This is a genomic window from Mesorhizobium sp. M4B.F.Ca.ET.143.01.1.1 (assembly GCF_004792275.1).
Lineage (GTDB): Bacteria > Pseudomonadota > Alphaproteobacteria > Rhizobiales > Rhizobiaceae > Mesorhizobium > Mesorhizobium abyssinicae.
Window position 1 is genome coordinate 18,859 of record NZ_SRSR01000011.1, and the last position, 15,167, is coordinate 34,025.

A 15,167-nucleotide genomic window follows, 5' to 3' on the forward strand; every position below is an offset into this window, starting at 1 on the left:
GGGAAGACTAGGCCAGTAAACCAGGCCGATCGAGTTTTTTCGGCGAGAGCGTGAAGATCTCGCAGCCGGTGTCGGTGACGCCGATCGTGTGCTCGTACTGCGCCGACAGCGAGCGGTCGCGCGTCACCGCGGTCCAGCCGTCCGACAGCACCTTCACATGCGGGCGGCCGAGGTTGATCATCGGCTCGACGGTGAAGATCATGCCCGGCCGCATCTCGACGCCCTCGGTGGCAGTGCCGTAGTGCAGGATGTTGGGCGCGTCGTGGAAGAGCTGGCCGACGCCGTGGCCGCAGAAATCGCGCACCACCGAGCAGCGCTCTGCCTCGGCATAGGTCTGGATGGCGGCGCCGATGGCGCCGGTGCGGGCGCCGGGCCTGATCGCGGCGATGCCGCGCATCAGGCACTCGTGGGTGACCTCGAGCAGGCGCTCGGCGGCGCGCTTGATGGTGCCCACCGGGTACATGCGCGAGGAATCGCCGTGCCAGCCGTCGAGGATGTAGGTGACGTCGATGTTGACGATGTCGCCATCCTTCAGCGGCTTGTTGTCGGGAATGCCGTGGCAGACGACGTGGTTGATCGAGGTGCAGGACGATTTTGTGTAGCCGCGATAGTTGAGCGTCGCCGGCAGCGCGCCATGGTCCATGCCGAACTCGTAGACGAAGCGGTCGATCGTCTCGGTGGTGACGCCGGGCGCGACCATCGGCACCAGCTCGTCGAGGCAACGTGCCGTCAGTTCGCAGGCCTTGCGCATGCCGGCAAAGCCTTCCTCGCCATAGAGGCGGATCTGGCCGGTGTTTCTGAGCGGTGCCGTGGCGGCGTCGAGATAGGTGACCATTTACGTCCGTTTACCGGGTGGGTTGGCTCCTGATGCGAGCCGTCGCGAAAATCTTCCCAGATTTGGCACCGGAAGCCGCAAGGTTCAAGGACGAACTGCCGCTGACGGACTTAAGCCCGCTCTATTTGGCCTCTACGGAGGATGTCCAAGCCGCCGCCTGGTCCGGCGCCCGGGTCGGCGCAGCGCTTTCCTTTTGCAGCTCGACGGGGTAGGCGAAGGGAAGAGTTGGAGACTTGATGGCGTACGCGCGCGCAAACTCATCGCTGTCGGCGATCAGGGCGGCCTGCTCGGGGCTGATGGCCCTGCTGCTGGTGTCGCTGCTCGGTCTCGCCCAGCAACAGGCGATCAGCGCTGCCGCTTCGGGCGGCGCCGGCATCAGCGTGGCGCGGCAGGGCGACCAGGTCGCGCTGCTGCGCATCACCGGCAAGACGCAGGCGCTCGAAATCCGCGCCGGCCGGGCGCTGCCGGTCAAGTTCCTGGGCAGCGCCAATGGCGCGCTTGCGCCGGCGACCCTTGCACTCCTCGTCGACCAGGTTTCGCCGATCCAGGCGGCGGCCGCTCCAGCCGCCACCTCCGCCCGGCAGGCGAGCACCAACCAGCCGCGCGCGCCGCCTTTCGCTTGAATTGAGCGGTCCCAGACCGCACCTTCAACCATTCCCCACTTTTCGCGTCGCGAACCGCGCGGCGGCCGTTGGCCGTCCGTCGCCGCGTGGCGCGCCATTTTCGGAAACATATTCAATGCAACGCATCAAGACATTCAAGACACTGACGCGCGGTGTCTCGGCCGCGCTGTTTCTCTCGGTCCAGGTGATCATCTGCATCGGAACCGTTTTTTGGGCGGTCGCCGAGACGCTCGGCATGGCGGGAACAGCGGCGATGGTGCTCGGCGCCATTTTCGCCGTGCCCTCGGCCTACGCCCTGTTCTTCGTCAGCCGCATGGCTTTCGAGGCAGAGACCGATCCGGCCAACCAATGAGCGCAGGCCGGGCTTACCGCACTCAGGACACATTCCTGAGTCAAAAGCCCGGCCAAAGCGATTTTTCAGGACGAACGCCGGTGCCGTGACAGCACCGGTCGGGGAGACTTGGAATGGACAGATTGCAATTCGAGGTGCCGGTGCGCATTACCCCGGCGCCCGGCCTGCCGGTCGAGGAGATCTACGGCGTCGAGCAGGCGCTGGATTTCCTGCAGGCCTGGCCGGCCCGCCGCCAGGGCAAGGTCCATGAGGCCGCCTTCAATGCCTGCTTCGGCGCCACGGTGGACGTGGTCAAGACCGAGGATGCCTGCCGCGCGTTCATGGCGTTCTGCCGCGTCAGCGGCCTGCTCGCCAGGGACATGATGGTTCCCGGTAAGCGCGGCGGCGAGGCGAGGGGACTGCGGGCCTAAGCTCGCATCGTCCGCCTTTGCCGGCATCTAGCGGCTGAATTTCAGGTCCGGCTTGTCGCCGTCCCAACCCTGAAGCCCTCCAGGCGCCTCGCGAAAGCGCAGGCACCTTGTGCCCATTCGGTCGACGTCGCTCGACTGCCTGTTCCAGGTTCCGGCTGATGCTTGCTCACTTGACCTGTTCAATCTCCGGAGCTGGCGTCTGGTCCGTCGCTGGAGCCGGCGCGCAGTCTTGCCCCTTGCACTCCAGGACAGGGTCCTCGGCCGGGGGCAGGCAATTTTGCCCCTCGCAATGAACTGACGGCTGCTCTGGCACCGCTTGCCCGTTCGGCGGAGCAGGCTGCTCCTCAGCGCTAACGGCCAGCGGCCCTGCCAAGCCGACAATGGCCGCGCACAGGAGTGCCATCCGAAGCAAATGCATTCCCGCCTCCACGGCTGAGAGCAGGCCGAACTTTACACTTTCGAGCGGAGGCCGACTCCTGTCACCCGCGAACGGCCTTAACAGCGCGTTTCTGTCCGAGGCGCGATCTCGCGTTTTCGGCGGTTGGGTTCGTCGTGGCTACGCAAGTCGCCAGCGCCAGAACTGCACTACTCCTTAGGGCGGTAGGGTTAGCGATTGCGCTTTCGCCGGGAACAATGCAGCCTAGCCTGGGGTTCGAGAAGCTACTTCCCGGCGGGACCATGCAGGACGCGGCTCAGCAACTGGTGCAGAGGTCATGACACGCGCTCAGTTGGCCGGCGTCGTCCTGGGCCTGTCGCTGGTAGCGGCGCTGACCATTGTCCGGGCGAGCGACCCGCAGCCGTTGAGACTCGCCCGCGAAGCGACTTTCGACCAATATCAGCGGCTGGCACCTCGCAGCTTCGAGGCGATGCCCGTCCGCGTGGTCGACATAGACGAGGCTTCGTTGCGGCAGTTCGGGCAGTGGCCGTGGCCCAGGGATCGCATGGCCGCCCTGGTCGATAAACTGGCGGAGCTTGGCGCGGCAGTCGTCGCATTCGACATCCTTTTCGCCGAGCCCGATCGTCTGTCGCCTCGCACTGTTGTCCGCGACGTGCCAGGCATCGATCCTGCCCTGCTCGATCGCCTGCCCGACAACGACGAGATCTTCGCCCGGTCGATCGCCGGCAAGCCGGTTGTCCTGGGTTACGGCATCTCCAACGAAGGGACCTATCACCCGCAGGTGAAGGCTGGCATTGCCTTTACCGGCGAGAGCCCGGTCGATGCTCCTCCCCATATCAAGGCAGCCACACCGCTGCGGCCGCAGCTTGAGGCCAATGCCGCCGGCATCGGACATATCAGCCTCAATCCAGGCAAATCGACCGCTGTGGTGAGGACAGCTCCACTCTTTCTGAGTGATGGCGAGCAGCTTTATCCGGGTCTTGCTCTCGAAGCCATGAGGGTAGCGCAGGGCGCCTCCACCTATCTGATTGCCGGCGCGCCCGAGGGGCAGGGCATAATGACCTCCGTCAAGATCGGCGACTTCGTTATCCCGGTGACCTCGGCAGGCGAACTCTGGCTCTATGTCAGCCCCGACAGGGCGGAACGGTATGTTTCGGCGAAGGACGTGCTTGCACCCAATGGCGTCTCGCCCCAAACAAGGGCCGCGATCGAAGGCAACATCGTGTTTGTCGGCACTTCCTCCGCCGGGCTGCAGGATATTCGTGTCACGGCGCTCGGTGAGAACGTGCCGGGCGTCTCGCTCCACGCGCAGATGGTTGAACAGGTGCTGTCCGGCCACTATCTGTCGCGGCCCGACTGGGCAAACGGGCTGGAAATCGCGTCGATCGCGATGCTGGGCAGCCTTCTGGTGCTTCTCACGATTTTCGTGAGCCCTGCGATTGCTCTCGCCTGCGGCCTGGCGATCACCGGCATGGCGCTCGTTGCATCATGGCTTGCCTTTTCGCTTGCGGGACTGCTGTTCGACCCGTTTGCGCCAATCGTCATGGGCTCGATCACGCATTTCGCGACCACCTCTTTCCGCTTCCTGGTGACTGACCGGGAGCGGCGCGCTATCCGGCGGGCGTTCGGTCAATATTTGTCGCCATCGCTGCTCTACCGTATCGAGCACACCCGCGACGCGCTTCGTCTTGGCGGCGACGACCGCGAGTTGACCGTGATGTTTGTCGATGTACGCAACTTCACCGAGATCAGCGAAAGACTGCCGCCCACCGCCGTCGTGGGGTTTCTGAACACGCTTCTCGACGCGCTCAGCCGTCATGTCACCGCCAACGAAGGCACACTCGACAAGTTCATCGGCGATTCGATCATGGCCTTTTGGAATGCCCCAATCGATGTCGCCGATCATCCCGCCAAAGCCGTTCGCGCGGCATTGGCCATGCGCGAGACGATTGCCCGCCTCAACGAAAGCGACGCATTCGGATTCGGGGCCGAGCAGGCGGTTCGCATCGGCATCGGAATCCATACCGGCGTCGCCTGCGTGGGAAACATGGGTGCTGAGTCGCGATTCAACTATTCGGCGGTGGGCGACGCAGTGAACACCGCAGCGCGTATCGAGACGGTGTGCAAGACGGTGAGCTTCGACATCCTCGCGTCCGACGACACCGTAAGATCGCTGCCAGGCTGGGCTTTCCTCGACGCGGGATCGCTGGAGCTCAAGGGAAAAAGGGCGAGGACGAGAATCAATGCCGTCGTCGGCGATGAAAGTGTTGCCTCGTCGCCGGATTTTGCGGAATTGCGGCTTCTGCACGGCAAGCTCATCGAGGCGTTGCGTTCGCGCTCGCCAGGCAGCCGAAAGATCATCGCGGCGGCCAAAGCCAAGGCCGCGGGCTTGCCGGCGGGCTTGCAGGACTTCTATGGCAGGATATCGCGCAGAGCGGATGATTTTCTTGCCAAACGGGCGGGAGCGGGGGTGGAAGCGACTGCCGGCTATGCGGAGCAACAATTCGGCTCCAACTCCTGACCTGCATTTGGACACGGCAGTTGGCCGCCGCGCTCGCTGCTCTTTTTCGGCCACACCGATCTAGAAGGACTCAGCCCCGACCGGCCAGCGAAGCCGAGCGCAGGACGCGCCAGGAAAAAGAGCGGCTGTCTGTTGCGCTTGCCCTATCAGTATTTTCGGCCAGGACCGTAGGATTTTCCGGGATTGCTGGGGTCGTGCTTGCCCGGGTCATTTCCATGACCGTTGTTGCCGTCATCCGTTGGCGGGGCCGGCGGGTCCGGCGGATCCGGCGGATTGGGTGTGCCCGGACTGGGTGGACTGGGCGCCCGTTGCTGCTGCGGCCGCGGCGTATGCTCCTGCTGAATGGCGACCTTAAGCCCGCAATTTCCGCCGGTACCGAAGCCTCCCGAAAGCTGCTGAGTGCCGGTCAGAAACGGCAACGCCCGCTGGGTGCCGAGTGCGGTGAGCACAGATCGATTGACCTTGGTAACGTCGCTCATTGCGCCTGATGGCGACGCGACCACACAATCGCAGCGCTGCTTCAGTTCCCTGCATCCGCCACCGCTGCAGAACCGAGCCGACCCCTTCAGGAGCACGACGGCGGTTTTGCCGTTGGGCGCGATGTGAACGTCGAATGCTGTTCCCCGCACCCCTATCGTGCCCGCGGGCGTGACGATCTGGTAGGCGGACGAGGACGAGCTTCCGCTTATCCAGCGAAACGTTCCCTTGGCGGCGCGGATAGTAAGGTTCTTCACCGAATTATCATCGTTGAAGACGTACTTGTCGATGACGACGGAAGAGCCCCACCCTACAGCCAGTTTGGTGCCATCCAGGAACACGAATTGGCCAAGCCCGGTATTGGATGTCCTGATACGTTCGTCCCGATGAACGGGCGCGCTGACCACCAGCGGTCCGGTTGCGCCGGTGACGGCAGTCTTGATCACGACGGCCTTGCCGACTGTTTCGGCGGCGGCTATCGGTGTCGTATTGCTGAGCGTCGCGGCAAGCGCGACAACAGCAGCCCACCTCAAGGACGGCATGGCATCCCTCCTGCCATGGCTTATTAGCACATGCGCAAAAGGCTGTCCTTACGTCAGGGCATACCTCAAATGGAGTAGGGCAGAGCCACAATCCCTCCTGGTGCCCAAGGGCTGCGGCAGCGGAATTTCCATGTAGCACGTACCATCGAACCTGATACTTTGGACTTCTCTGAACAACTCGGACTTCACTAATGGAGCGCCGGCTTACCGCGATCCTCGCTGCCGATGTGGTCGGCTACTCCAGGCTCATGGGGCTGGACGAGGCGGGCACGCTGTCGGCGCTGAAGACCCACCGACGCGAGATGGCGGACGCCAAGATTGCCGAACACCGGGGGCGGATCGTCAAGCTCACCGGCGACGGCATGCTGGTCGAATTCCCAAGCGTGGTGAACGCCGTGGCGTGTGCCGCCGAGATCCAGCGCAAAATGCGCGAGCGCAATGTCGACGTTTCGGAAGACAGGCGGATCGAGTTCCGCATCGGCGTCCATCTCGGCGATGTCATTGTCGAGGACAACGACATTTACGGCGACGGCGTCAACATCGCGGCGCGTATCGAGAGCATGGCCAGGCCGGGGGGCGTAGCAGTATCCGGCTCGGTCCGCGACAATGTTGGCAACCGGCTCGACTTGGCCTTCGAGGATACGGGCGAGCAGATATTGAAGAACATCGAGCGGCCGGTCAGGGTCTATAACGTCGACCTCTTCGCAGACGCGCCGCCCCGATCCATTGCCTCGATCGCTCGAGAGAAAACCGAGCCGGCCGCCCAGGCCAAGCCGTCGATCGCCGTCCTTCCCTTCAACAACATGAGCGGCGACCCCGAGCAGGAATATTTCTCTGACGGAATCACCGAGGACATCATAACGGACCTCAGCAAGGTCGGCGCATTGGCGGTCACTGCGCGCAACACGACCTTCGCCCTCAAAGGCAAGGCAATGGACGTGAGCGAAGCGGCGCGGCAATTGCGCGTTTCGCATGTGCTGGAAGGCAGCGTGCGCAAGGCGGGTAGTCGCGTTCGCATCACCGCGCAGTTGATCGACGGGATGAGTGGGCATCATCTGTGGGCCGAGCGCTACGACCGCGATCTCAACGACATATTTGCGCTCCAGGACGAGATCGCGCGGGCCATCGTCGATGCCCTGAAAATCCGGCTGATGCCGGCCGAGCATGCTGCCATCGGCAAGCGCACGACCGAGAACGTCGAAGCCTATCAATATTACCTGATGGGACGGCAGCATTTCCTGCGTCTGGGCCGTCGCAATCACCTTTCCGCCCGACGCCTCTACCAGCGAGCGCTCGAGATCGATCCCGAATACGCGCTGGCGCGGGCCGGGCTGGCGCTGGCTGAAGGCATGTTGCTGAGATCCGGAGATCGCAGCGCAAATCTCGTCACCTTAAGCGCCGAGGCGCAGCGCGCGCTGGCATTGGACTCGACGCTGGCGGAAGCACACGTGGCCGACGCGATGGCACATTTCCAGAAGGAGCAGATCGAGTTGGCAGGCGTTGCCTGCCGGCGAGCAATCGCGCTCGATCCCAATCTCTACGAGGCGCACAGGACCCTGGGCGACGTGCTGCGCATGGAGCGCAGGTTTGCAGAGGCCGCAGCCGCCTATGAGAAGGCGGCGGAGGTCGATCGCAACAGCTATGGTGCGATGTGCATGCTGTGGGATTGCCGCAAGACCCTGGGCGACGAGGAGGAGGCCCACAGGCTTTCACGGGGGGTGCTGACCCGCATCGAGAAAGCCATGCAACTGTATCCGGACGATGGGGCAGCCTATGCCTATGGCTGTTACATCCTCCACAATCTCGGCCTGGAGGAACGCGCCCTTGAGTGGGCCGAGCGCGCGATCACCATCGATCCGGAGGACTACAACAGCCACTACAATGTCGCGTGTTTCCTGGCGGCGATCGGCGCCGTCGAAAAGGCGATCGACACGTTGGAGCACAGCGTGCCGCAGCTTGGATTGCAGCAAGTGCACTGGATGGCGCAGGACGTGGATATGAATCCGCTGCGCGATCATCCGCGCTATCGGGCGCTGATCGAGCGCCTGGAGATCAGCTTGGCCGAGGCGGAAGGCCGATCAACCAGCGCGCCCGAAGCGCGGTCTGGTGGAGCTTAGCGCCACTTCCCGTACAGGATTGCGATGACGGCTGTGGGGGGCACAGGGGACTGCGAGGACAACACAGCGCTGCGCTCGGTGGAACAGCTCTCTCGTTTGTTCGGAAGCGTCTTCGAACACTCAATGAAATCAAGGCACTTGGGAATTTGGTACGCCCAAGGGGAATCGAACCCCTGTTACCGCCGTGAAAGGGCGGTGTCCTGACCGCTAGACGATGGGCGCGCTCAGATGAAGCGGCTTATAATTGCGTTGTTCGCAACCGGCAACCCGTCTGCCGCCGCCTGCGACAACTTTTTTCAACAGTGGCAAAAATCGCGATTTGGGCACGCCGAGGGATGGGTTTCGAGCCCAAGCGGTTTCGGAAACAGTGCCGGCAATCGGCAAGGCTGGTGAAGGATCAGCCGTCGCCGCCGCCGCTGCGCCGGCGGCAGCGCCAGTTCCAGTCGCGCTCGGGACCGACGTCAACATGGATGGATTCGGTGTGGCAGTAGGTGCCGACGCCGCCGCGGCCGGGCATGGAGCGGACGTAGCTCGCCAACTCCCATTTGGAGACGCCGGGAACCTGGATGTCGGCGGCGGCGCAATACATGTGCAGTGAATTCTTGGCGCCGTTGGCGCGGCGGTTGCGGGACGGGTCGCGATAGCCTGAGGTGACGACCATCTTGCGGCCGTAGTGGCCCTCGATCGTTTTCAGCACCCGCACCAGCGACGGCTTCAGGCAAGCGACGTCGACGCTTTCGTTCTGCTTCAAGAGGCCGTTGGGCGCGAGACGCGCCATGCCGGCGGCCGACGCCACCTGGTAGGAGCCGCCCTCATCCTCGTTGAGGTCGACGTCGCTCTCGTCGTCGATGCCGGACTTGCGCTTGATCTCGAACAGCGCCGTCTGGCGCACGCCGGGCAACGCATCGGCACCGGTGATATGGTTGCTCGGGTCGTCGAGCGAAGCCAGTTGCACCGGCTTTTCGGCCGCGGTGGCGGAAGCGAGCGTGATGATCGGCTTGGCGGGCGCAGTCGCCTTGGCGGCGGCCGGCTGTTCGCCCGAGCGCGTGTTGACCAGCGGCGTGGGCGCCGCCGACGCCGGCGTGGTGCTGAACAGCGAGGCAAACAGGCCCTTCTTCGGCGCGGCGGTCGGCTGCTGGGATGCTTCGCCGGCGGTCACGTAGACGCCGTTGTCCATCGGCTGCGCGGCGGCCTCGGCCTGCGGCTTGGCCGCGGTCGCGGCGGCATCGCCAGCGGCGACCTGCTGCGCGACGGCCTGCGTCTGCTCGGCTGCCTGGGCCTGCTGCACCAGTGGCTGCGGCGTGTTGCCGGCAATGGTGTCGGCGCCGGCGGGCACGTTGATCGGGAAGGCCGATCCGGGCTTCGTCACCGGCACGTAGGCAACCTTCTCAGGCAGAGGCTTGTCGTCCTCGCCCATCACGGTCGACACCGCCTCCGACGAGGCCGAGGTCACCTGCAGAGACGAATCGGTCGAGGTCGCTGGCTTGGCGCTGGTTGCAGCGCTCATCTCGGTGGAGGTGGCATTGTAGCCGGGCATGCCGACCGACATCGTGGGGTCGCCGGCGGAGGTGCAGGAGGCCAGAAGCACGGAGAAAAGCGCTGCCGCAATGCTGCGACCTTCCCTCCGCGCGAGACGCCAACCACCTGATTTCAAACCCAAATTCCCCCTCGGTATCCGGCCGGCTGGTCATCGCCGCAGCGTTCTACGCCCCTCGCAACGGCTGTTCTGTTCCCAAACCGGAAACGGGACCTGTGTCAAATCTGCAAGCCTCGGAAGTAATCGTTTTTTCCAGGCGAATTGAAGCCGCCAGATAGTTGACGTCACCATTTCGACCTGTTTTAGCGGGCCGTCAACTCACCAGACATTACAGACTGTTACACGCGCACCTTGACATAGGTGCCCGGCGCATCGCCCAAGGTTTTCATATGCTTGCCGGGTTTGCGCGCCGGCACGCGGGCTTTGTCCTGGGTCTCGACCCAGTGCTGCCAGTGCGTCCACCAGGAGCCGGGATGCTCCACGGCGGCGGCGAACCACTGGCCGAAATCACCCACCGGTTTGCCGCCGGTCCAGTACTGATACTTCTTCGCGGCCGGCGGATTGACGACACCGGCGATGTGGCCGGAGCCCGCCACCACATATTCCACGGTGCCGCCGAAATAGCGCGAGCCGAGGAACACTGAGAGCGCCGGCGCGATGTGATCCTCCTTGGTGGCCAGGTTGTAGACGGGGATCCTGACGTCGCCCAGCGAGACGGTGCGGCCGGCAAGCTCCATCGTGCCGCGCGAGAGGTTGTTCTCGAGATAGCAGTTGCGCAGGTAGAAGGAATGGTTGGCCGCCGCCATTCGGGTCGAATCGGCATTCCAGTACAAGAGGTCGAAGGGCAGGGGATCCTTGCCGCGCATGTAGTTGTTGATGACATAGGGCCAGATCAGGTCGCCCGAGCGCAGCATGTTGAAGGCGGTCGCCATCTTGGTGCCGTCGAGATAGCCCTTCTCGTTCATCGACCGCTCGACCGCCGCGACCTGGTCCTCGTCGACGAATACTTTCAGGTCGCCGGCATAGGTGAAATCGACCTGCGTGGTGAAGAAGGTCGCCGATTTGATGCGGTTGTCGCCCTCTTGCGCCAGCAGCGCCAGCGCCGCGGCGAGCAGCGTGCCGCCGACGCAGTAGCCGATGGCGTTGACTTCCTTCTCGCCGGTGGCCTTCTCGACCATGTCGAGGCCGAATTGCAGGCCTTCGCGGATATAGGCTTCCCAACCCTTGGAGCCGTGGCGCTCGTCCGGATTGATCCAGGAGATGACGAAGACGGTGTGGCCCTGCTCGATCGCCCAGCGGATGAAGGATTTCTGCGGGTTGAGATCGAGGATGTAGAACTTGTTGATCCATGGCGGGCAGATCAGCAAGGGACGCTTGAGCACGGTCTCGGTCACCGGATCGTACTGGATGATCTCGGCGACGTCGCTGCGACCGACCACCTTGCCGGGCGTCGTCGCCACGTTCTTGCCGATCTCGAAGGGTGAATAGTCGGCCTGGCGGAGCTTCAGGTCGCCCTTGCCGGCGGCGATGTCCTCAGCCAGCATCTTCATGCCGCGAACCAGGTTCTCGCCGTTGGAGGCGACGGTCTCGCGGAACAGTTCCGGGTTGGTCAGGATGAAGTTCGACGGCGCGATCGCGTTGGACACCTGCTTGACGTAGAAGCTGGCCTTGTGGCGCGTGTGCTCGTCGAGACCCTCGGCATGCTCGACCAGATCGGCCGCCCAGCGCGAGGTGACGAGATAGGCCTGCTTCAGGAAATCGAAGAAGGCGTTGCGGCCCCATTCCGGGTCCTGGAAGCGCTTGTCGCCGCGTTCGGGCTTGACGGCGTCGTCAGGCGGCGCCTCGCCATTCGGGCTGACACGCTGGATGGCGTTTGCCCATACCGTCATGTAGCCGGCGAACAGCCGCGTCTGCGCCTCCAGCGCGCGCTGCGGGTCGGCCAGCCAGTACTCGCTGAGCTTGGAGAAGGTCTTGACCATGTCGACGACAGGCTCGGCGACGTGGTCGCGCACCTCGCCCTTCTCGCGCGGCTCGGCCCAGGCGGAAGCCGCCTTGCCGGCCTGCTCGACCATGCGCGCCATGTTCAACGCGAAGCGTTCCGGGTCCTTGACCAGATATTGCTCGACCGACGAAGGTCCGCCATCTTCCGCTTTGTCCGAATCGGCAGCTTTGGACATGGTTCGCGGGGTTCCTCCCGGGGCGTTTTCTTGACATATTATCATGGGACATCTGACCGGGTCCAACACGCTCTAACCCGGCTGCCAGGAAAACAATATGACGATTAATATTGGCAAGACGGTTTTTTCGGACGCTGGTCGCATTTGCCGCAACGCCACGGCGATGGCGTTGCTGTCGGCCGGCATGCTGGCGGCGGGCGGCTGCTCGACCAGCAACACTTCGAATACGGCGCCGGTCGCCGGCGTCGAAGGGCCGAAGGACACCGGTTCCTATCCGAACCTCAACATTCCGCCGCAAGTGGCCGCCAAGCAGCTCACCAAGGAGGAGACGGACGCCAAGCTTGCCCAGTTGAAGGGCGAGCAGCAGGCGCAACTCGCCAAGAGCGGTGGCGGCGGCCAGACCGCAAGCCCGGCGGCGCTCAACTCGCTGGCCAAGAACCATGGCGACCAGGCGCTGAAGCAGATCGAGACGAAATGCGATCCCGCCCTCGACCCTAGCTGCAATTAGGGATATATCGCGCGCCGAAAACCACCTTTGAATGTCTGGAACTGACATGGAAGAATTTCACAAGGTCCGCCGGCTTCCGCCTTACGTGTTCGAGCAGGTCAACCGGCTGAAGGCCAGCGCCCGCTCGCGCGGCGCCGACATCATCGACCTTGGCATGGGCAATCCGGACCTGCCGACGCCGAAGGCCATCGTCGACAAATTGTGCGAAGTGGTGCGCGATCCGCGCACGCATCGCTATTCCTCCTCGCGCGGCATTCCGGGCCTGCGCCGCGCCCAGGCGGCGTACTATCAGCGCCGCTTCGGCGTGAAGCTCAATCCCGACACGCAGGTGGTGGCGACGCTTGGCTCGAAGGAAGGCTTCGCCAACATGGCGCAGGCGATCACCGCGCCCGGCGACGTGATCCTCTGCCCGAACCCGACCTATCCGATCCACGCCTTCGGCTTCATCATGTCGGGCGGCGTCATCCGCTCGCTGCAGGTGGAACCCGACGACGGCTTCATCCCGGCGGTCGAGCGCGGCATCCGCCACTCGATCCCGAAGCCGCTGGCGCTGATCCTCAACTATCCGTCGAACCCGACGGCGCTGGTCGCCTCGCTCGATTTCTACAAGGACGTCGTCGCCTTCGCCAAGAAGAACGACATCATCATCCTGTCGGACCTTGCGTATTCCGAGATCTATTTCGACGGCAATCCGCCGCCCTCGGTGCTGCAGGTGCCGGGCGCGATCGACGTCTGCGTCGAGTTCACCTCGATGTCGAAGACCTTTTCGATGCCCGGCTGGCGCATGGGCTTCGCCGTCGGCAACGAGCGCCTGATCTCGGCGCTGACGCGGGTGAAGTCCTACCTCGACTACGGCGCCTTCACGCCGATCCAGGTGGCGGCGGCGCATGCGCTCAACGGCGACGGCGCCGACATCGCCGAGGTGCGCGAGGTCTACCACAAGCGCCGCGACGTGATGGTCGATTCCTTCAGCCGCGCCGGTTGGAGCATTCCGGCGCCGGCGGCCTCGATGTTCGCCTGGGCGCCGATCCCGGAGCAGTTCCGTCACCTCGGCTCGCTCGAATTCTCCAAGCTCTTGATCGAGCACGCCGACGTGGCGGTGGCGCCCGGCGTCGGCTTCGGCGAGCATGGCGACGATTTCGTGCGCGTGGCGCTGGTCGAGAACGAGCACCGCATCCGCCAGGCGGCCCGCAACATCAAGCGCTTCCTGGCGTCCACCGCCAAGCAGCCCAACAATGTGGTGCCGCTCTCCGCGCACCGCTGAGTTCGCCTGACATCACCGATCGAATTTTTGAGGGGCATCGCCGGACATGGCTGAAGCGTTGCGTGTTGGAATTGCCGGCCTCGGCACGGTCGGCGCCTCGGTGGCGCGCGTGCTGCGCGACAAGGCGGCCGAGCTCACCCGCCAGTGCGGCCGCGACATCGTCGTGGCAGCCGTCTCGGCCCGCGATCCCAAGCGCGACCGCGGCGTCGACCTTGGTGGCGCTCAATGGTTCGACGATGCGGTCAAGATGGCGGAGGCGGCCGATATCGACGTTTTCATCGAACTGATCGGCGGCGACGAGGGCCCCGCGCGGGCCTCGGTGAAAGCAGCACTCGAGGCCGGCCGCCATGTGGTCACCGCCAACAAGGCGCTGCTGGCCAAGCATGGTGTGCAGCTGGCCGAGATCGCCGAGAAGAAGGGCGTGCTGCTCAACTACGAAGCGGCGGTCGCCGGCGGCATCCCGGTGATCAAGACGATGCGCGAGGCGATGGCCGGCAATTCGGTCACCCGCGTCTTCGGCATCCTCAACGGCACCTGCAACTATATCCTGACCCGCATGGAAGCCGAGGGCATCACCTTCGACGCCTGCCTGAAGGACGCGCAACGGCTCGGCTATGCCGAAGCCGATCCGACCTTCGACATCGAGGGCCACGACACCGCGCACAAGCTGTCGATCCTGACCAGCCTTGCCTTCGGCACGAAGATCGCCGCCAACGACATCTACATGGAAGGCATCTCCAACATCACCCAGGCCGACATCCGCGCGGCCGGCGACCTCGGCTACCGCATCAAGCTGCTCGGCGTCGCGCAGCGCACCGAGAGCGGCATCGAGCAGCGCGTGCACCCGACCATGGTGCCGACGGCTTCCGTCATCGCGCAGGTACACGGCGTCACCAACGCGGTGGCGATCGAGACCGACATCCTGGGCGAGCTCCTGCTTTCCGGCCCCGGCGCCGGCGGCAATGCCACCGCCTCGGCGGTGATCGGCGATATTGCCGACATCGCCAAGAGCCGGCCGGGCTTCCAGCACGGTCCGGTCTTCGGCCGCCCGGCGAAGGAGCTGAAGCCCTACAAAAGAGCGCAGATGCGCAGCCATGCCGGCGGCTATTTCATCCGGCTCACCGTGCACGATCGCATCGGTGTCTTCGCCGCGATCGCCAAGCGCATGGCCGATAACGACATCTCGCTGGAATCGATCGTCCAGCAGGCGGCCGGGCCTGAAACCGACGCCCAGAAGACCGTCATCCTCGTCACCCACGAGACGACGGAGGCCGCGGTGCGCAAGGCTGTCGAAGGCATCACCAAGGACGGCCATTTGACCGACAAGCCGCAGGTGATCCGCATCGAGCGGGCGGAATAGCCAAACTCTCCTTTAATCGATTGATATTGCTTGGATTTCAAAAAATC

At 64.2% G+C, this 15,167-nt stretch carries 12 protein-coding genes and 1 tRNA gene; 8 read left to right on the top strand and 5 right to left on the bottom strand.

Annotated elements, in window-relative coordinates; translation table 11 throughout:
* Nucleotides 1–7 precede the first annotated feature (7 nt).
* Complete coding sequence (gene map, locus EN786_RS24130; protein ID WP_127285547.1) at nucleotides 8–835, bottom strand: type I methionyl aminopeptidase; 828 nt, start codon at nucleotides 833–835, stop codon at nucleotides 8–10.
* A 236-nt stretch (nucleotides 836–1,071) separates the two neighbouring features.
* Here map and EN786_RS24135 point away from each other — a divergent pair, with 236 nt between their 5' ends.
* From EN786_RS24135 to EN786_RS24150, 4 genes are all read left to right on the top strand, one after another.
* Complete coding sequence (locus EN786_RS24135) at nucleotides 1,072–1,458, top strand: hypothetical protein (protein ID WP_245478495.1); 387 nt, start codon at nucleotides 1,072–1,074, stop codon at nucleotides 1,456–1,458.
* A 115-nt stretch (nucleotides 1,459–1,573) separates the two neighbouring features.
* Nucleotides 1,574–1,810, top strand: a complete 237-nt coding sequence (locus EN786_RS24140; protein ID WP_127285546.1) for a hypothetical protein — start codon at nucleotides 1,574–1,576, stop codon at nucleotides 1,808–1,810.
* Nucleotides 1,811–1,923: 113 nt separating this feature from the next.
* Entirely contained in the window at nucleotides 1,924–2,220 is a 297-nt protein-coding gene (locus EN786_RS24145) for a DUF982 domain-containing protein (protein ID WP_127285545.1), read from the top strand.
* 713 nt (nucleotides 2,221–2,933) lie between these two features.
* Complete coding sequence (locus EN786_RS24150; protein WP_127285544.1) at nucleotides 2,934–5,138, top strand: adenylate/guanylate cyclase domain-containing protein; 2,205 nt, start codon at nucleotides 2,934–2,936, stop codon at nucleotides 5,136–5,138.
* Between the two features lie 146 nt (nucleotides 5,139–5,284).
* On the opposite strand, the gene EN786_RS24155 is transcribed toward EN786_RS24150, so the two are convergent.
* A complete protein-coding gene (locus EN786_RS24155) occupies nucleotides 5,285–6,157 on the bottom strand; it encodes a FecR domain-containing protein (RefSeq protein WP_127285543.1) in 873 nt (290 codons plus the stop codon).
* Nucleotides 6,158–6,348: 191 nt separating this feature from the next.
* Here EN786_RS24155 and EN786_RS24160 point away from each other — a divergent pair, with 191 nt between their 5' ends.
* The gene (locus tag EN786_RS24160) at nucleotides 6,349–8,274 is read left to right on the top strand and encodes an adenylate/guanylate cyclase domain-containing protein (RefSeq protein WP_127285542.1); all 1,926 of its coding nucleotides are present in this window, start codon (nucleotides 6,349–6,351) and stop codon (nucleotides 8,272–8,274) included.
* Nucleotides 8,275–8,421: 147 nt separating this feature from the next.
* Here the strand turns inward: EN786_RS24160 and EN786_RS24165 are convergent.
* From EN786_RS24165 to phaC, 3 genes are all read right to left on the bottom strand, one after another.
* Nucleotides 8,422–8,496 (bottom strand) — tRNA-Glu (locus tag EN786_RS24165).
* A gap of 175 nt (nucleotides 8,497–8,671) precedes the next feature.
* On the bottom strand, nucleotides 8,672–9,823 hold the full coding sequence (locus EN786_RS24170; protein ID WP_245478324.1) for a D-Ala-D-Ala carboxypeptidase family metallohydrolase: 1,152 nt from the start codon (nucleotides 9,821–9,823) through the stop codon (nucleotides 8,672–8,674).
* Nucleotides 9,824–10,149: 326 nt separating this feature from the next.
* Nucleotides 10,150–11,988 (bottom strand): class I poly(R)-hydroxyalkanoic acid synthase, encoded by a 1,839-nt coding sequence (phaC, locus tag EN786_RS24175; protein WP_127310696.1) that lies wholly within the window; start codon nucleotides 11,986–11,988, stop codon nucleotides 10,150–10,152.
* A gap of 97 nt (nucleotides 11,989–12,085) precedes the next feature.
* On the opposite strand from phaC, the gene EN786_RS24180 reads away from it, so the two are divergent.
* From EN786_RS24180 to EN786_RS24190, 3 genes are read left to right on the top strand one after another with little or no spacing between them, the layout of a single operon-like run.
* Nucleotides 12,086–12,496: a hypothetical protein gene (locus EN786_RS24180; RefSeq protein ID WP_189340567.1), complete on the top strand. Its 411-nt coding sequence runs from the start codon at nucleotides 12,086–12,088 to the stop codon at nucleotides 12,494–12,496.
* Nucleotides 12,497–12,542: 46 nt separating this feature from the next.
* Entirely contained in the window at nucleotides 12,543–13,760 is a 1,218-nt protein-coding gene (locus EN786_RS24185) for an LL-diaminopimelate aminotransferase (RefSeq protein ID WP_127283311.1), read from the top strand.
* A 46-nt stretch (nucleotides 13,761–13,806) separates the two neighbouring features.
* Nucleotides 13,807–15,120: a homoserine dehydrogenase gene (locus tag EN786_RS24190; protein ID WP_135908923.1), complete on the top strand. Its 1,314-nt coding sequence runs from the start codon at nucleotides 13,807–13,809 to the stop codon at nucleotides 15,118–15,120.
* Nucleotides 15,121–15,167: the final 47 nt, after the last annotated feature.

What these genes read in the sequence shown, in the direction of transcription:
- EN786_RS24185 (WP_127283311.1), top strand. Translation starts at nt 12,543, where the DNA reads ATGGAAGAATTTCACAAGGTCCGCCGGCTTCCGCCTTACGTGTTCGAG.
- EN786_RS24170 (WP_245478324.1), bottom strand. Translation starts at nt 9,823, where the DNA reads ATGTCGGTCGGCATGCCCGGCTACAATGCCACCTCCACCGAGATGAGC.
- map (WP_127285547.1), bottom strand. Translation starts at nt 835, where the DNA reads ATGGTCACCTATCTCGACGCCGCCACGGCACCGCTCAGAAACACCGGC.
- EN786_RS24145 (WP_127285545.1), top strand. Translation starts at nt 1,924, where the DNA reads ATGGACAGATTGCAATTCGAGGTGCCGGTGCGCATTACCCCGGCGCCC.
- EN786_RS24135 (WP_245478495.1), top strand. Translation starts at nt 1,072, where the DNA reads ATGGCGTACGCGCGCGCAAACTCATCGCTGTCGGCGATCAGGGCGGCC.
- EN786_RS24180 (WP_189340567.1), top strand. Translation starts at nt 12,086, where the DNA reads ATGACGATTAATATTGGCAAGACGGTTTTTTCGGACGCTGGTCGCATT.
- EN786_RS24150 (WP_127285544.1), top strand. Translation starts at nt 2,934, where the DNA reads ATGACACGCGCTCAGTTGGCCGGCGTCGTCCTGGGCCTGTCGCTGGTA.
- EN786_RS24190 (WP_135908923.1), top strand. Translation starts at nt 13,807, where the DNA reads ATGGCTGAAGCGTTGCGTGTTGGAATTGCCGGCCTCGGCACGGTCGGC.
- EN786_RS24155 (WP_127285543.1), bottom strand. Translation starts at nt 6,157, where the DNA reads ATGCCGTCCTTGAGGTGGGCTGCTGTTGTCGCGCTTGCCGCGACGCTC.
- phaC (WP_127310696.1), bottom strand. Translation starts at nt 11,988, where the DNA reads ATGTCCAAAGCTGCCGATTCGGACAAAGCGGAAGATGGCGGACCTTCG.
- EN786_RS24160 (WP_127285542.1), top strand. Translation starts at nt 6,349, where the DNA reads ATGGAGCGCCGGCTTACCGCGATCCTCGCTGCCGATGTGGTCGGCTAC.
- EN786_RS24140 (WP_127285546.1), top strand. Translation starts at nt 1,574, where the DNA reads ATGCAACGCATCAAGACATTCAAGACACTGACGCGCGGTGTCTCGGCC.